This is a genomic window from Companilactobacillus allii (genome assembly GCF_001971585.1).
Lineage (GTDB): Bacteria > Bacillota > Bacilli > Lactobacillales > Lactobacillaceae > Companilactobacillus > Companilactobacillus allii.
The window spans coordinates 1,165,591-1,181,209 of sequence record NZ_CP019323.1 but is presented as its reverse complement, the minus strand read 5'-3'; the positions used below and the strand labels follow the sequence as shown (position 1 = coordinate 1,181,209).

General features: G+C 34.3%; 17 protein-coding genes. All 17 read right to left on the bottom strand.

Annotated elements, in window-relative coordinates; all coding sequences use genetic code 11:
• Window positions 1-9: 9 nt before the first annotated feature.
• Window positions 10-450, bottom strand: coding sequence for a hypothetical protein (locus BTM29_RS05740; protein ID WP_076614599.1), 441 nt, complete (start codon window positions 448-450; stop codon window positions 10-12).
• The gene (locus tag BTM29_RS05735; RefSeq protein WP_076614598.1) at window positions 450-2,339 is read right to left on the bottom strand and encodes a hypothetical protein; all 1,890 of its coding nucleotides are present in this window, start codon (window positions 2,337-2,339) and stop codon (window positions 450-452) included. The genes BTM29_RS05740 and BTM29_RS05735 overlap by 1 nt, the downstream gene beginning before the upstream one ends.
• A gap of 2 nt (window positions 2,340-2,341) precedes the next feature.
• Window positions 2,342-2,617 carry a hypothetical protein gene (locus BTM29_RS05730; RefSeq protein ID WP_076614597.1) on the bottom strand — a complete coding sequence of 92 codons (276 nt, stop codon included), beginning with the start codon at window positions 2,615-2,617 and terminating at the stop codon, window positions 2,342-2,344.
• Window positions 2,617-3,645, bottom strand: a complete 1,029-nt coding sequence (locus BTM29_RS05725; protein WP_076614596.1) for a BppU family phage baseplate upper protein — start codon at window positions 3,643-3,645, stop codon at window positions 2,617-2,619. Before BTM29_RS05725 ends, BTM29_RS05730 begins: the two co-directional genes overlap by 1 nt.
• Window positions 3,646-3,648: 3 nt before the next feature.
• Window positions 3,649-4,362, bottom strand: coding sequence for a hypothetical protein (locus BTM29_RS05720; RefSeq protein ID WP_076614595.1), 714 nt, complete (start codon window positions 4,360-4,362; stop codon window positions 3,649-3,651).
• A 2-nt stretch (window positions 4,363-4,364) separates the two neighbouring features.
• Complete coding sequence (locus tag BTM29_RS05715; RefSeq protein WP_076614594.1) at window positions 4,365-4,823, bottom strand: phage tail protein; 459 nt, start codon at window positions 4,821-4,823, stop codon at window positions 4,365-4,367.
• On the bottom strand, window positions 4,795-6,600 hold the full coding sequence (locus tag BTM29_RS05710; RefSeq protein WP_076614593.1) for a phage tail protein: 1,806 nt from the start codon (window positions 6,598-6,600) through the stop codon (window positions 4,795-4,797). Before BTM29_RS05710 ends, BTM29_RS05715 begins: the two co-directional genes overlap by 29 nt.
• Window positions 6,600-7,526, bottom strand: a complete 927-nt coding sequence (locus BTM29_RS05705) for a phage tail domain-containing protein (RefSeq protein WP_076614592.1) — start codon at window positions 7,524-7,526, stop codon at window positions 6,600-6,602. The genes BTM29_RS05710 and BTM29_RS05705 overlap by 1 nt, the downstream gene beginning before the upstream one ends.
• A 1-nt stretch (window position 7,527) precedes the next feature.
• Entirely contained in the window at window positions 7,528-12,027 is a 4,500-nt protein-coding gene (locus BTM29_RS05700; RefSeq protein ID WP_076614591.1) for a tape measure protein, read from the bottom strand.
• Window positions 12,028-12,342 carry a hypothetical protein gene (locus tag BTM29_RS05695; RefSeq protein ID WP_076614590.1) on the bottom strand — a complete coding sequence of 105 codons (315 nt, stop codon included), beginning with the start codon at window positions 12,340-12,342 and terminating at the stop codon, window positions 12,028-12,030.
• Window positions 12,343-12,365: 23 nt separating this feature from the next.
• The gene (locus tag BTM29_RS05690; RefSeq protein ID WP_076614589.1) at window positions 12,366-12,833 is read right to left on the bottom strand and encodes a hypothetical protein; all 468 of its coding nucleotides are present in this window, start codon (window positions 12,831-12,833) and stop codon (window positions 12,366-12,368) included.
• A gap of 68 nt (window positions 12,834-12,901) precedes the next feature.
• A complete protein-coding gene (locus tag BTM29_RS05685) occupies window positions 12,902-13,180 on the bottom strand; it encodes a hypothetical protein (RefSeq protein WP_076614588.1) in 279 nt (92 codons plus the stop codon).
• Between the two features lie 20 nt (window positions 13,181-13,200).
• A complete protein-coding gene (locus BTM29_RS05680) occupies window positions 13,201-13,986 on the bottom strand; it encodes a hypothetical protein (protein ID WP_076614587.1) in 786 nt (261 codons plus the stop codon).
• A gap of 52 nt (window positions 13,987-14,038) precedes the next feature.
• The gene (locus BTM29_RS05675; RefSeq protein WP_076614586.1) at window positions 14,039-14,413 is read right to left on the bottom strand and encodes a phage tail terminator family protein; all 375 of its coding nucleotides are present in this window, start codon (window positions 14,411-14,413) and stop codon (window positions 14,039-14,041) included.
• Between the two features lie 30 nt (window positions 14,414-14,443).
• Window positions 14,444-14,923 (bottom strand): hypothetical protein, encoded by a 480-nt coding sequence (locus tag BTM29_RS05670; RefSeq protein ID WP_076614585.1) that lies wholly within the window; start codon window positions 14,921-14,923, stop codon window positions 14,444-14,446.
• Window positions 14,920-15,243, bottom strand: coding sequence for a hypothetical protein (locus tag BTM29_RS05665; protein WP_076614584.1), 324 nt, complete (start codon window positions 15,241-15,243; stop codon window positions 14,920-14,922). The genes BTM29_RS05670 and BTM29_RS05665 overlap by 4 nt, the downstream gene beginning before the upstream one ends.
• Window positions 15,240-15,590 carry a phage head-tail connector protein gene (locus BTM29_RS05660; protein ID WP_076614583.1) on the bottom strand — a complete coding sequence of 117 codons (351 nt, stop codon included), beginning with the start codon at window positions 15,588-15,590 and terminating at the stop codon, window positions 15,240-15,242. The genes BTM29_RS05665 and BTM29_RS05660 overlap by 4 nt, the downstream gene beginning before the upstream one ends.
• Window positions 15,591-15,619: the final 29 nt, after the last annotated feature.

Here is a 15,619-nt window from a genome sequence, read left to right as displayed (position 1 = left end):
TTCTTCCTCCTATTTAGTTGTAGTTTCTGTTGTTGACACTGGCGTTGATAATGTAATAACTTGCTTAGTTAATTCGGTTATAGCCGATTGCATGTCTGTCTTGTCCTGCTTAAGTTGAATATTGTCTCGAGCTAAATCTAAATTTTGCTTGGTAACTTCTGTGACTGCTGATTGAATTTGTCCAACTGTCAAAACTTGATTTAAACCTTGCTTTGTCAATTCAGTGATTGCGTTTTGATTCTCTTCATCAGGGGTTTGATTGCTTGAGATATGAACTAACTTGTTGTCAGAGCCTCGAATTGTCCAATTTGATATGTCTGAAATATTAAAGGCTGGATCACTCTCAACGAGAATCCAACCTTTTGACGTATCTTGATTTAATGAATACGGATATTCTGCAAAATTAGTAATATTACGATTATCATCTAGCATTAATGCTACTTTCGTCATTATTTTGCCTCCTCTTTATATGTTTTAACTGATGCAATTTTGAATTGAACCGCATTTGACGAATTTAATATACTACTTAAATTTGGACTCATGACAGAAGTAGCAGCCTTAAAATCACTATCGATTGTTAACGTACTATTACTAATTTTAAGGTTGCACTTCGTTCCAGCAATACCAACATTTACGTCCCCACTATAACTCTTCCAAATTCCATTTTCTAATGATTCAATTGATTTTGGATAATGAGCTTTTTCCATAGCAAAATATTTATCAAATAAATCATAAGAATTCATTGCTGACAACAATTTTTTCTTCGATATACGAAATTTACTTGGCAATCCTAACTCATCCAAAGTGGTTCTATATCCGGGGGCCGTTACAATTTTTTCTACCAAACAAATTTCCAACCCATCATCAATATTGTCAAAATTTGAATCTATATTAGTGAAATCAACTTTATCTGAATTACCAACAAAAAGATATGAATTGGCCATTTGTGAAACTGAACTTTGTTTTTTGAAAGTGTTGATACCACTTAGTGAAACGGAATAATCTTGTTTATCAGTTCCATCAGCCAATTTTGTTATTCCATTTGTTGATGAAATTGTTAAAGATTGGTCGTTAGTATATTCGATGGTAATCGATGGAGCACTGACAACTGAATCTTTAGGCAAATCTTCTGAACATATTAAACCAACCGAAATTCCTAATCCTTTATAAGAAGACTCAGCATCTAATCCATCAATAGACACAAAAGGTACTCCTGGAATACCTTTAGCAATAATTTTATTATCAGCGTCAAAAAGTGCTAATGAATATCCTTGTTGTAATTGCTGATAGAAAAAGCCAAAACCATGTGCATATGAATAGCTTTTGATATTAACAGTATCAAATACTATCGTTGCTGGAATTGCACTCACATTAGTGATCTCTCTTGTAGTAAATGCTTGAATACCAACATGAGTGCTTTCAATTTTACTGATTGAGTTTCTGTAACAAAACGAAAATTGATTCGAAGCATAATTAGTGTTCGGAATTAACCCATCGATTGTCATAAATTGGCATCCTGGTTGCCCTACACTGTAAATGACATCGTCTTTATATACAACAATCTCTTCACTAGATCTGTCAGCATTTTCTGTAATAGAAGTCAAATTCCTATACACAGCAGTTGCTGATATACTAACGTTTGTTGTTTTAGGCATATTGGTATATCCAGCACCCAAACCAGGAACTGTTGATTCAGATTGTAATTCTGCAGCGGTTATAGGAATTATTCCTGTATTAGTAAGCTTCGAAACATGAATTATCTTATTATCAGCATTTCCAGTCAAAGGAATGGTTACCTTTTTCTTATTTAAAAAAGTATTTGACTCAATTGAAATTGGAATAGGAATTGACGTACTAAATTGATTATCTTGATTATCAGTGTTTGTTGGTTGAACATTGATTGAATCAGAACTTGAATCTCCTAAATGAGTTACTTTATTAAGCGATACGTCAAATTGCAATCCATCGTAGTTAGCAAATACTTGATCAAGTGGCTGATTAACTTCAATAGGCGTTGTTTCAGTAATATTTTGATTTCCTGACCAAATTGGATATCGTTTAGTTACTTCACCTTTTGTAACATCGCCTGGATAAATATCATCGCCAGCTGATGGTGGATTTATATCATCGCCCCCATCATTACCTCCGGTACCACTATTTCCTCCACTGGTACCACCACTAAATCCCGAGTTTTTAAAAATGGTTGCTAAATCAAGAGTATTGCCATCGCCAACTGGCTTTGATACAACAACATTTCCTTTTTTATCTTCGTATTGCGCTGACAAAAACGCATGTGATGCAACTCTTGCCGTTCTTGTTAGCTTATTTGATGTAGCCATGTTTAATTACCTGCCTTTTCTGACTCGTCAATTGCTGAATTTAAAGTGTCTATTTTGGTTGAAACCGTTGCATCATCGAAATTATCACTGGTATCTAATTTATCAACAACATCAGAAATTGTTGTCTGTGATTCTTCTTTTGTTAAAAATGCAGTTGAAAGATTTAAAAAATTTTTATCATCTTTTTTCAAATATACTTTAGTACCATCAGATTTTGTATAGTAAGCTCCCGTAATTAATCGAGTTGCCAGCTTCCCCACTTTGGTTAACATATTCATTAGGCAATTCCTCCTTCTGACTCAGTTATGTAGTCATTTAACTCATCGATTCTAGCCGACACAACATGGTCTAATATCAAATTATCAACGTTGATAGTTATCTGCCCACTATCCAAAGCAGATTGCATTGTTCCAATAACAGTATCGTTTGTTAAAATATTGTTACTTTTAATTTGAGAATCAATTCCATCCATTCTTTTTTGAGCATCGTCAATACTTGCATTAACAGCGGTTAATTTATTATTTGAAATGCTAATAAATTGATCAACTTTATCAGTTCCTGCTTTCAATTTTTCATTTGCATCGTCAATTGATTCTTGGACTTGAATCTTTAAATTGTTTAACGAATCAGAAATAACAACAGATTCAAAATTCAACAAATAATTTAGTTGCTTATCTGCATTGGTTTCCATTTCCTTTATGTGAAATAAGGCTCGCTGATATTCAGACATATAAAAAGCCAATGCACGTGGATAGCTCACGTCATTGGCAATAATATTAATTGTAAAATCTAATGTTGTTAAAATTTTAGTTCTGTCAGCATTCTCAATAACAAAATGAGCCGTCTTGTACCTTCCTGCGACCTGAGAGATCACTGCACTTGGTTTCCAAGTTAGTCGTCCTAAACTTGCTTGGGTTGTGTCAAATATTTCATCATCTGAAATTTCTGCTTCACTCGCGTCTTTACCAGCAAAACGTATAACAATATTCGTTAAATCAACTGGACCATCTTTTGTGAGAAACAAGCAATTAATATGTTGCATTCCAGATTGACCTTGTCGAATGTTAACTTGTTCAAATATGCGCTCTTTCGTTAATGTGTTAACAACATTTTGTGGCGAATGAACGTCCTCATCTGTTGTTGATTCGTGAGGCAAGTAAAACGTTTTAGAGTTATCCAAATAGAAAATTAGTGGTTGTTCTAGTGGTATATCTGTATTTAACTTCTCATAATTTGGACTAGCTGGATTTTGAAGAGGCGGTGTAACTGACATTCCATTTTCTGTTGTCATTCCAAGATCTACCATAATTTAGTCCCCTTCCTTTATAATATTATTATTTAATTCATCAATTTTGACTGATGTTTTATAATCCGTAATGTCATCATTAATATCAATATTCGATGCCTTATCTCCTGTATAACTTGGAGGGAAAACACCACCAGCATTTGGCTTATATTGAATTTTGCTTTGAATATTTTCTAATTCACGTTCTAAATTATTTATTTTAATATCTACATCTGATTTTTTATAAAAATCTTTTTCAATTGCGGTAGACAAGTTAATAGAGATTTGCGTAATTTCTTCTTGCGATAATCCGTTAAAAAAATCGATGATTTTATTTTGATTATTTGTTGTAATAGCTTGATTTTGAAGTAATAAATTAATTGCTTTCTCAATTTCATCGAGATTATAATTTTGAGCATGAAACATTGATGAGCCAATCGACTCTTGGGTTAATTTATCTAAATGAATTTGTTGCCCATCAAAACCAGAAATTTGCTGCAATTTAGGTACATTGATTTCGTTAGCAATATCCATTAATTGATATTGCTTAGTAACTACATTTCCATTACTATCTTTGCCAACAATTTTGATGATCTTATTACCAGATTTGTCTACATAAGTAGTTCCGGTTTCACTCGCTGAACTAATTTGACTATTTGGATCTCGACCATATTCAATCAATTGTAAATTTTTAAACGGATCACTTGAATAAAATTGTTGAGTACCATCGTATGTCATTGCTACGCCTCCTCATTTTGGTTAACTTCAAGCATATTAATTCTTGAAGTTAGCTTTTTTATTGTTTTATTCAATAAGTTATTATTCCTTTCCGATAATCGTAATTTATCGGAAATCTCATAATTAATATTTTTGTGTGATAATTTTGAATTGTCTAATGATATTGTCATAGGACTATCATTTGTTAATGGATTCCCGCTGATTCCATTCAATGTGATCATTGTTTGAATTCCGAGAGGCTCTGCATTTAAATAACTTGTATCACCTATTTTCATGTCGTCATCTTGATAAGACACATTAACAGACAATTCAACAACTGGTTCTGTTTGCATATTTGAATCAGCATATTTCTTCATTGCTTCGACATCTTTGATTTGATCATTAGTAATATCTTCGCCTATCTTTAATCCAAATTCGCTACGTGATTGTGAATTAAAATAAAAAAAACGGTGTAAAAACATAATTTTCTTTGTCTCCATCAGTTCCGTCAGTTCCATCAGTTTCGGTGGGTTCAACATCAGTAGCACCACTAAAATCAAAATTCGATTGATTAACCCATTCGTTAGTTGCTACTCGATAAAATGAATTTCCGTTTGCACCATCAGACACCGAGCCATTAATTTTCCATTGAGTGCCATCAAAAAGATATCTGATGACTTTTTGAGGTGTAAATGGAGAATTAAAAACTTCAGCTCCCTTTGATGGAGTCACAACTTCTACTGGTTCAACATCGGTTTTACCACTAAAATCGAACATGTCTTGAGATACCCATTGATTGGTTCCAATTAAATACCACGATTTCCCTTGAGCGCCATCAGATACCGAACTACTGATTTTCCATTGTGTTCCCTTTGCTAGTTCTACACCAGTTTTATTTTGAGGAGTGAATGCAGAATCATAAACGTAAACAGTATCATCTGATTTGATGGTTCCTTGACCTGAAACCTTTTGAATTGTGTGGTCTTCCGGTTTAACGTCTCCATCTTTATCAAATGGAATATATTTTCCAGAAACCCATTCGTTAACTCCTACTTTGTAATAAACAACATCTTTAATTGTTTTTTTGCTAAATATTGCCCACGATGTTCCGTTTGCTAAATGATCAACAATCGACGTTAAATCAGATGGGTCGCTATAAACGGGTGCCCCATCAGTTTCCATAGTTGAAATTGTGCCCGATGCTGGTCCGGTTGTTGTTTCTGATGTCGAATTGTCATCATCAGATGAATCTGAATCATCCATTTTAATTGTCCCTTGGCCATAAACCAAATTAATTGAATGAGTTTCCGGTTTAACATCATCAGGTTGATCAAAGCGAAAGTACTTTTCAGAGACCCATCCATTAGTTGCAACACGATACCAAATCGTTCCATCAACTGTGACTTGCTTACTGATTTTCCAAGTAGTTCCATTATCAAGAATTTGGCCAGTTGCTATTTTCTTTGTTGGTGAACTGTAAACAGGTGCTCCGGACATACTTGAAATAGTTCCTTTGGTGTCTTTGCCCGTTGGAGTTGCTGTCATCGAAATACCAGCACTATCAATTACAGTGTTGCTATCTGGCGTTTGTGTATGACTATCATCTTTTGTAGCTCCATAAAGCATTGCACCATTTTGAATCGATGTATAATCCACAGATAATTCAATATCATTTGTATTATGAGCCCAAATGTATTGCTTGTTTGTTGGATTCTTATAACTATTAGAATCATACAAAATCACGGTCTTACCATTTGGCAGCCACTTAGCTCCATAACTATCAACGGCTTTTTGTATTGCGTCAAGTCCAGAGCAATTTCCCCAATCAATTATATCAACTTTAGAAAATGTCCCAATTATTTTATAGTCAAAGCCCTCGGTGTTGTAAGGACTATCAAATATAAACTTCAGCATGCTATCAATCGAATATGAATCACTTCCACTATTGATTTTAAATTGTCTAAAATTTTGTATCCCAAATATCTCATGAACTGCGGTTATATCTTTGGTTACTAGATCATCAACATATTTTTGAATACATTGTTTAATCACATATTTTTGTCCGTCATAAATGACATAAGATTCACCTTGAAGCATGTCGAAAGACACTTTCGCATCATCTGACAGCCACGCCGTAAAACTTATTTGAAAATTATCACTTATCTGGCTTGAAAGTTGAAAGGTATCTTCATTAATGCAAGTTAGCCATTCTTCGTTCTGATTGTCAGCTGACTTGACAAATAATTTATGCCCATTCATTAGAAATATATGAAGTAGAATTCAAAGGATACTTCAAAATTTGATAAACCAGAAATATCAAATTCGTTGTAACCGCGATTTAAACTGATTGTTCCATGATTTGAATTAATTCCGTCAGCTATCCCATTAATAACAGGATCAACGCCATCAACAACTAATTCATCATTTCCACTTAAATATTTACTATAAGAAAAAGTTTCCCCCGTCGTCTTATTAACAATAGTTGGTATTCCAACACCTTTAATATGTATTTTTAAAAAATGATGTTGTGATAATGGGTCAATGACTAGATCTGAAGGATTGAATACATTGAAATTGTTAGTATTAAATTTCCATTTTAAATTATCAGTATTGGGGATTCCCATACCAAAATCGAAGAAATCTTTAGTACTATCAAATATTTCTAATGAAGTTCCTGTGGATTCTTTCATGCCGGTATAGTTGTTGAAAATAATTGAAATACTGGCAGAACGGTCATTAAAATATGTTGGAGTAAATACTCGTGTTTTAACGCGATACTTATATGCAGGTTGATTACCAAACGATAACCAAAATCCATCGCGTGACATGAAAAACTTTTGAATTTCATGAAATCTTTGAAGAAATTCAGCCTTGCTATTGCTATCAATTATCCATGTCGTTGTTATATCTCTACTATCAAACGAAGAAGAATTCAAATTTTGGCCATCGCGAGTATTAATCTTTTGAAATTGTTCAACTGGATTTACTAAAGGAATATCCCAGTCATAACAGAATGTTCTTCCAAATTCATCATTATCATAATACGATTGCCAATTTTCACCATTTGAACTTATCGCTACCTCAATCGGCTCAGTTGGCAATCCTGGCCTGTCATGACCGTGTGAAAACCCATAAGCATGTGGTTTGGCTGTCGCTAAATCGTCCTTAAATACTCTTTCTGTCAAATTATTGTCTCCTTCCTTGTTGATATGCATAGATATCAGTATCACGTTTATTTTGTTGATTCATATCTGACGAAGTTCTCGTCAAACTTAGTTGTGGTTGATAATCCTTATCGTTAATTGAACTCAATAAGTTGATCACTGCTGTTAATTTATCTCCAACGTTTGATGTCAAATTTGAAGTTAAACTTGAAGTCTTCAATTGTGGATGAAAATCGCTTAAACGATTAATTAGTGAAGCTGTTAATGGCAATGCGCTAGCTTTGCTTGGATTAATAGCAAACTCGTCTCCAGATTCTCCAATAATTGCATTGGTAGCATTCCAAACATGTGCTCCCTCAGCCATTAGTCTTGGTCCTGATGGTCCTGAAGCAGAGCCACGCCATTCACCATACTTGCCGTTGTAACCCATACCCATATCAGAACGCCATGTAGCATCATTAAATAAAGCAATTAATTGATCCATTGGATTCCAAATATCGGTGTGACCAGGCATTGCATAATTCTTAAAAGTTCCATCAATGTATTGAAGGATTCCTTTTGAAGGGTGTCCCGCCTTTGCATTACTATCAGTTAAATTAATGGCCTTAGGATTTCCACCAGATTCATTACCGATAATTCGTTCAATCATGTCAACATTAAAATCAGTAACGCTTTGATGCATATATGCTGCAGCTGCTCTAATCATCGAACCATAAGAACCTGCTGGCATTGAACCGCTTGAACTTGTGACAGATTCAAGTGACTTTTTAAATGATGTAGCTAAAGATTTAACTTTGTCAGATATACCTTTAACTATTCCTTTTCCGGTCGCTGGACCCATTTTTGAAGAAAATTCTTCTTTAGCAAACTTGCCATCCGTAACAGATTCAAACGCTTTGGTTAAATTCCCAATAGGGTCTTTAATAAAATCAGCAGCGAACTTAATTCCCTTTTCAATGTCTCCACCGATATCTTTAACTTTGCTTGTTACCCACGAACCGGCATCACTTAATTTGTCGGAAATTCCTCCAGTCGCTGAATCAAAGAAATTAGAAAGGTTATCACCGATACCGTTTTCATACGCTGGAATCATGCCAGATTCAACATAAGGCCTTGATTGCTGGGCTGGTAAAACGGATGATCCAGCTTCAAGTGGAACAACTACGTTTCTACCGATAGGTGAATACATATGCCCATCTTTGTTTTTAACAATTTCTCGATAAACAGGTGAATTAGCATCATTAATTCTCGCTAAACCACCTGGATGATAATTGCTACCAGTTTCAAGTTTTTTAATGGTTCCTAGTTTGCTGCCTCCAAACGTAGTAATCACTCCATTAATTGCCCCTATACCATTGTTGATAACGGTAATTATGCCATTCCAAGAATTCTTGGCAATTTTTTTTAATCCATCAAATATATCTTTAAATGTATCTGATATACCTTGCCAAACAGATTTCCAGCTTTTTGAAAAACTAGAACTAAATTGTGACCACCATGAATTCATGCCACCTGAAAAGTCACCATACCATTTTTTCAAACCACTAAATTTTTTGCTCATATGAGTACTTGCGTTCGACCAAGTAGAATTCCAACTTTTGCTAAAATCAGAGCTAAAGTCTGACCACCATGAGCCCATGTTAGATCCCCAAGTATTGGCCGTCTTTTTAGCTTTATCAAAATCATTGCCTAAATCTTGAGCCCATTTAGACTTTTTAACATCTTTTGACATTTTTCCGAGCTCATTAGAAACGTTTTTCGAAATAGTGTCTGGCTTAATAACTTTAGATATTTTCTTCCAAGATTTATCCCAGATTTTTGCTATTGGGTCAAAAATATCGCCTAACCAGCTTGTGAAGCCTTTCCAATCCTTCTTTAAATCTTTGCTTAACGACGTCATTACTTTTTTAAGTGGTTTCGACAACGGCTTCATAATAGTAGCAACTATTCCGACTGGTAATGCTAAAGCGTAAAGTGCTAATTTACCAAAGCCCTTCATTCCCTTAACAATTCCATCTACTATGTTACTGCCAATTTTTTCGGCTTTTTTATTGAATGATTTAAATCCAGATTGAATATCTTTTACAATCTTCGATACCCATTTTTGAAACTTTTTACCTGATTTAGTGTCTTTCAACAACCAATCAGCTATACCTAAAAATGGATTAACCATAGTTAAAATTAATTCTTCTTTATGCTTTTTGACCCAATCAGCTATACCACGTCCCCAAGCAGTCATTCCATCTACTGCTTTACGAGCATAATAACTTGCCTTAGGTACCAATCCATCTGGCGGTTTAGCATCTTTTTTACCAGCTTTACCCCATTCATCACCAAATTGTTTGGCGGCGTTACCACCGGCTTTGCCTAAAACACCCCCGATTTGTGATCCGATTGCTGCACCTGCTGGTCCACCTAGCATAAATCCAATACCGCCACCAACAACTGTACCGGTTGCTTTACCAAACTCTTCAAATTTCTTTGTAGGATTTTTGGTTTTTATTGCTTTGTAAATATCAATCCCGGCACTTGCTGCAATGCCGACACCAACGGCTCCGGTAGCAACTTTGCCTGCCGTTGACATTGTTTCCATTCTCATTCCAACGGTTGCTTTTGCGTTTGACGGTTTTAATGCTTCGGCACCAAGATATGTATTTGCGTCCTTCAATCCGCCTAAATTTGTAAGTTTTGTTCCTGCAATTTTACCTAAATTATCTTTAATAACACCAAGACTTGACGCAAAACTCGAAATTTTTTTAGCTGCAAAAAGTGCTAATAATGAAGTGGTAATTACTTTAATAGCTGTCTGATGTTTTGCTATATTTCCCATAATATCAGCGAAAGTTTTTAAAGGATCATTAGACTTTTTAGAATTGCTAGACATTAATCCGAGCGAATCAGCAATTGTCTCAAAAACAATTCCGGCAGTTTTAAAAACAGTATTACCAATAATACTCAAAATTGTTCCTAATGATTTAGCTACCGTTTTAATATCATCGGCATGTTTTGCTATGTATTCAAAAAATGACTTAAATCCAGCTTGAATATTATCAATAGCATTATTCATGCCTTTAGAAATATCCTTTGAGCTAGATCCGCCAGAAAATGCCTTCATAACATTATTCATTCCAGTTGATACAGTGGTACCCAAATCAGCAAACTTACTTTTAGTTTTCGGATCACTAATCCAATCGGAAACAGCTTTGTAAATAGGACTTTCAGCGTTAACAAACGGTTTCGTAAATGATGATAGCAATAATGGAACTTGTGTTTTGATAGTTCTACCCATTCCATCGATTGTTGAACCGAAATTCTTGGTAGCATCACCATATTTGCCAGCCATTCCCGTTAACACTTTATTCATTGTGTCGCTGGAGATCTTCCCTGCAGACATCATATCGTTCATTTGCTGCATAGTTAAGTTACTATTACCGGTCATTTTTTGTTCTGTTTTTAATAGTTCTTGACGAATTTTAGGAAACACGTTAACAAACGACATCATGTCTTGTGCGGAAACTTTGCCATTTGCTTCCATTTGACCCCATTGCGTTCCGAAATTCATAACTGCGTCATCGGTTTTACCAAAGGCATCTTGCAACGTTAAAACAGAGTTAGTCAAATTCTTAGTTAATCCGACATTATCAGTTACCGAATAAAATTTTTGGTTTAACTCATCAACCATTTTGACAGAGTTGTTAGCAGCGCTTGCCATTTGATTGGTGATATCAACCATCTTTTTACCTTTGTCAGCATTACCAGTCAAAGTTAACCAGGTTGCATTCATTGTTTGCTGATCATGTGCATATTGTACAGCTTCATCTTTGGCACTTGATATTGCATTCTTTAAGGTACCAAATCCACTTATTGCCGCCGACGATATTATCGAAGCTCCAAATACTGACCCAAAAATACCGTGTGTTTTGGTCGCTTCATCTCGTGATTTTCTAAGATTACCAAATAATCGTGAAAAAACACCACCAGTATTATCTTGTGCCGTTAGTGTCGTCTTATGTTTATCAGGAATTTTCTTAATGGCATTTTCAAATTGATTTATAGAATTTTTGTTAGAAACAACTTTTAGTTTAGTTGTTGCTTCTTTCGGAACTTTTCTGTACATATCATCAAAATTCTTAAAACCTTCAATTTTAGCAATTGATTGTAATTCTGTTTTCTTAGAATTAGGCAACGATTTGTATTCTGCTTTAAAAGCTGTAAAACCACTTTTGTTGATCATTGCTTCAAGTTTTGTTTGTTGAATTTTAGGTAATGACTTCAAATATTGATTAAAATTCCTGAAACCACTTTGCTCAGCCATTGCATTTAATTCTGTTTTGGCTTCTTTTGGTAAACCATTGATTTCTTGTTTAAACGATTTGATTTTAGTATCATCAAATGTTCCATCAAACTTTGTTGTATGATTTTTAGTAAAATTATCAATTACACTCTTTAATCGATTAGCAACAGGCGTCAAAGCGTCCTCAGCACTATATTTAATTATTTTGTTAACAACAATGTCAGGCAATTATTTTTTTCCTCCTTTCCTCAAAAGTAAATCGTATAATCGATTCATATCAACACTGTGTTTTGCTTGAGTTCCATCATTTTCAATATCATTTTTAAACTGTTCCAATACTTGAGTGATGTTTTCGGATTGACTTTTAACATCATCGATTAGAGCAATTGGTTTTACCATTCCTGCTTTAATTTGTGAATAAACAAGATCATCGTAAATTGCTAATTGAGCGCCCTTTTTTAAGTCTTTAAATTCGTTAGGAGTTAATTTATAAAAATCATCAACATCAACAATACCAATTGTTCGGCGCGATTCAATTAACAAATCATCAAAATCAAATGCCGGCTTTATTTGCTTTTCTTGCTCAATTTCTTTTCGTGAATTTTCTGAGAATCTTCCGTCATTTTGATTGTCATTTCCATTTCCGTTTTGTCTGAATCTTTCAATGTACCAATTTCTTGAGCTTGCTTCATTCTCTTGATTGATAACTTTTCGGAATTCAAGAACATTTTTACTTTCGCTGCTAAAAAACCGTTTGATAACAACCCATCAATAATTTCGTTTGAAGTTGCTTCAACGTCATCAAACATGCCTTGTTCACCAAACTGATCAGCAACCGCAACGTCAGTCAATTCATGTCCTGAAACAGCCACTCCAAAATCAATAATTGCATCGGGATTGTCATCGCACAAACCTTGAATAAAATTACTAAAATTTTCGTCTTGTTGTTCTTTTTTTGAACCAACGATATTTTTATAAAGTCTAAAATTATAATCTGGTTGTACATTATTTTTTTTGATTGTTAATTGAATCATTACGATTTCTCCCTTTAATTTAACTTCCGTCCACCACCGCTCACCGAGTGAGTATGCTCATTTTTAAACTATTCTACTGAAATTGTTGCGCCATCTTTAGTTGCTGTTGTCTTAACTTCTGATGGCGCATCAGTCGCTAAAAGAACTGTAAATACTGGGACATCAATCTTTTCAGATTCAATTTTTGAAGTTGCATCGGTGAATGAAACTTTGTAATCTCCAGCGTTAACCACCGTTCCCGCTGATAGTTCTGTGATTGCCGCTGTTGTTGCTCCCTTAATTCCTGTTGCTACAATTTTTCCCGTTTTATCATAAATATTTAAAATTTCATTAGTTCTATCTTCCATTTTTAAAATCTCCTATTGTTTTATTTCGTTGCAACATCTGCTCCATCAATTGTTGGCCTTGCAGTTACATCAGTTGGATTAATCGGAGTTGATTCATTTCCGATATCAACAGATTTGTATGCTGGACCGTAGACATCTTCACCAGTTGTAGTATTTTGAACCATAATTGAATCATCATCTAAGGTTTCGTCAACAACATTCCCATTTTCATCAACTCCAAGATCAATCCCATGTGAGAAATTGTATAATTTGTTAACGCTATCAAATACACCGTCATCAAAATCAACTTCATCTAATTCAAACGCATTTTCGTCTGTATTTAACGCGCGTTCCAATCCATCAACTTCAAATTGAAGGTTAGATGTTGCTGTACCTGCAAGTGCTTCTGTGTTTGGCAAATTGGGTAAATATGCTTGTGAGAATTGTGCTTGCACTTTTCGATTTGGCTTTGTGCCGTGGACTGTATTAAAGTCAACACGCCATAATCCCATCTTTTCACCTTTTTCCCAAGCAGCATATAAATCCCAATACAAATCTTTTTCGTTTTCTTTAGGATTTTGGAAAATTGTATCAACAGTTCGTTGTTGGTTTGCTGCACCAATTCCTTTAATAGTCGCAGTTTTAGTTGCGGTTGATTGAGCAGTTTTGGTATTGGTCCCAGATGTGGCACCCTGCAATCCTAAAATATGAATTGTGTTAGATTTTGGTTCATGTTCTATACGCTTATAAAAATATAAAATCTTATCAGCGTCACGACCAGACGCAGTTGCTTTAATCTTGCTACCAATATTTCCTGTTTGAGACATGAAATATTCCTCTTTTCATTGTGTTTTTTGATAAAAAAATAGACATCCTTTTTTAAAAGAATGCTCGTTCTGTTATTTCATAATCAATCATCATATTATGACGTCTTAATATTTGTGAAGTTGATGTGTCAATTGAGGTTCTTTCATCAAACCCAACCGATTGACAATAATAATTAGATAACTTCAAATATTGAAGCAATTGTCGAATCATGTAACAATTATCCATCATTTGACTATTATCATTATCTTTAACGTCATAATAATCAACATTTAATGTGTATGATGATCTTCTTTCATTTTTAGCGCGATTAGAGTTACTTGTATTTTCAATATAAACGATAATTTGTGGGCATTGATCACTGTCACTATCTTCAATATCAAATACAGGTATTCCAAATTTGTTTAATTCTGTAATAGCACTTATCATTAAATCTCTTTGAGGCGAAATTTTGACCACCTACTTTATTGAATTGTTAATAACATCATTTGTGTACTTATCTGCATTAAGACTTTTTCCGCTATCTCGCATGGGATGCTGTGCAGGATAGTTTTTATGTCTTAATCCAAATTCAAATGCCTGACCATATTCGTAATCATTTTTAGACATTGCGTGTGGCGCAATATCTGCTTGGAAACCATTTTTTTTAAACTCAGCACGAATTGAATGCAAAAGATTTCCGTGGCCAACATAGCCACTTTTAGAGTGATATTGTCGTTCTTTGATTAACCTCATAGCACCATCAACTTCATCATTAGCAATCTTTTCGACAGACTTTGGAATATTTGTATTTAGCCTTGACTTATCCATTAAAATGCTTTTGGATAATTCTTCATCTCCAAGCTGTTTAAATTTACTTGCCATATCAGTCATCACATGACTGTATTCGTCTTCGGCAGTAATTCTAACAGTTGGGATATGATCATTGTTCCAACTCATGATGATACCTTTGTTATACCAACGTATATATCAGTTTTAAAATGATGGTGTCTTATTTGAATTATCTCGTATGATCTTTTATTAAATGAATTACATTCGTTTGCAAAAGCAACTTTATCAGCTTGATGAATACCCTGTAATCTAATAACGTAGGTATGCTCATATTGAGCTCCTATAGAATTATTTTGAGCAGTAGCACCATTTAATTCGGTTACTTTTGCGGAGAAATACGGCTTCTCAGAATAGGTCACAGTATGATTTAATGGGTCTGCACTGGCTTTAGTTTGTTTAGTTAATAAGATAATATCTTTTAATATCAATCAAAAGTTACCACCTTTCCTATACTTTTTGAGCCAATTTTATTACGAATATAACCATCAATTGAAGGTAGAAATGGAGTTAGATCATTGGCGCTGAATGTGTATGATAATCCCTCTTCGCTTGTTGCGGTAGTTCCCTCGGCGCCGGCTTTAGTAAATTTTCCCTCGGCCATTTGAGTTATGATTCCACTCAAAATATCAGGTAACTTACTTTCGCCTATGTATAATTCAACTTCTTGTATTGCTTGATGAATGTATATTTTTAAAATTTCATCCATTTCTGTATCTTTAATACCTTTTTGAACTTTGAAATCATTCAAAATATTTGATTCAATTTCTTCGACCATTAGATTACCTCTTATTTAACACTAATAGC

What these genes read in the sequence shown, in the direction of transcription:
- BTM29_RS05740 (WP_076614599.1), bottom strand. Translation starts at nt 450, where the DNA reads ATGACGAAAGTAGCATTAATGCTAGATGATAATCGTAATATTACTAAT.
- BTM29_RS05735 (WP_076614598.1), bottom strand. Translation starts at nt 2,339, where the DNA reads ATGGCTACATCAAATAAGCTAACAAGAACGGCAAGAGTTGCATCACAT.
- BTM29_RS05730 (WP_076614597.1), bottom strand. Translation starts at nt 2,617, where the DNA reads ATGAATATGTTAACCAAAGTGGGGAAGCTGGCAACTCGATTAATTACG.
- BTM29_RS05725 (WP_076614596.1), bottom strand. Translation starts at nt 3,645, where the DNA reads ATGGTAGATCTTGGAATGACAACAGAAAATGGAATGTCAGTTACACCG.
- BTM29_RS05720 (WP_076614595.1), bottom strand. Translation starts at nt 4,362, where the DNA reads ATGACATACGATGGTACTCAACAATTTTATTCAAGTGATCCGTTTAAA.
- BTM29_RS05715 (WP_076614594.1), bottom strand. Translation starts at nt 4,823, where the DNA reads ATGTTTTTACACCGTTTTTTTTATTTTAATTCACAATCACGTAGCGAA.
- BTM29_RS05710 (WP_076614593.1), bottom strand. Translation starts at nt 6,600, where the DNA reads ATGAATGGGCATAAATTATTTGTCAAGTCAGCTGACAATCAGAACGAA.
- BTM29_RS05690 (WP_076614589.1), bottom strand. Translation starts at nt 12,833, where the DNA reads ATGATTCAATTAACAATCAAAAAAAATAATGTACAACCAGATTATAAT.
- BTM29_RS05685 (WP_076614588.1), bottom strand. Translation starts at nt 13,180, where the DNA reads ATGGAAGATAGAACTAATGAAATTTTAAATATTTATGATAAAACGGGA.
- BTM29_RS05680 (WP_076614587.1), bottom strand. Translation starts at nt 13,986, where the DNA reads ATGTCTCAAACAGGAAATATTGGTAGCAAGATTAAAGCAACTGCGTCT.
- BTM29_RS05675 (WP_076614586.1), bottom strand. Translation starts at nt 14,413, where the DNA reads ATGATAAGTGCTATTACAGAATTAAACAAATTTGGAATACCTGTATTT.
- BTM29_RS05670 (WP_076614585.1), bottom strand. Translation starts at nt 14,923, where the DNA reads ATGAGTTGGAACAATGATCATATCCCAACTGTTAGAATTACTGCCGAA.
- BTM29_RS05660 (WP_076614583.1), bottom strand. Translation starts at nt 15,590, where the DNA reads ATGGTCGAAGAAATTGAATCAAATATTTTGAATGATTTCAAAGTTCAA.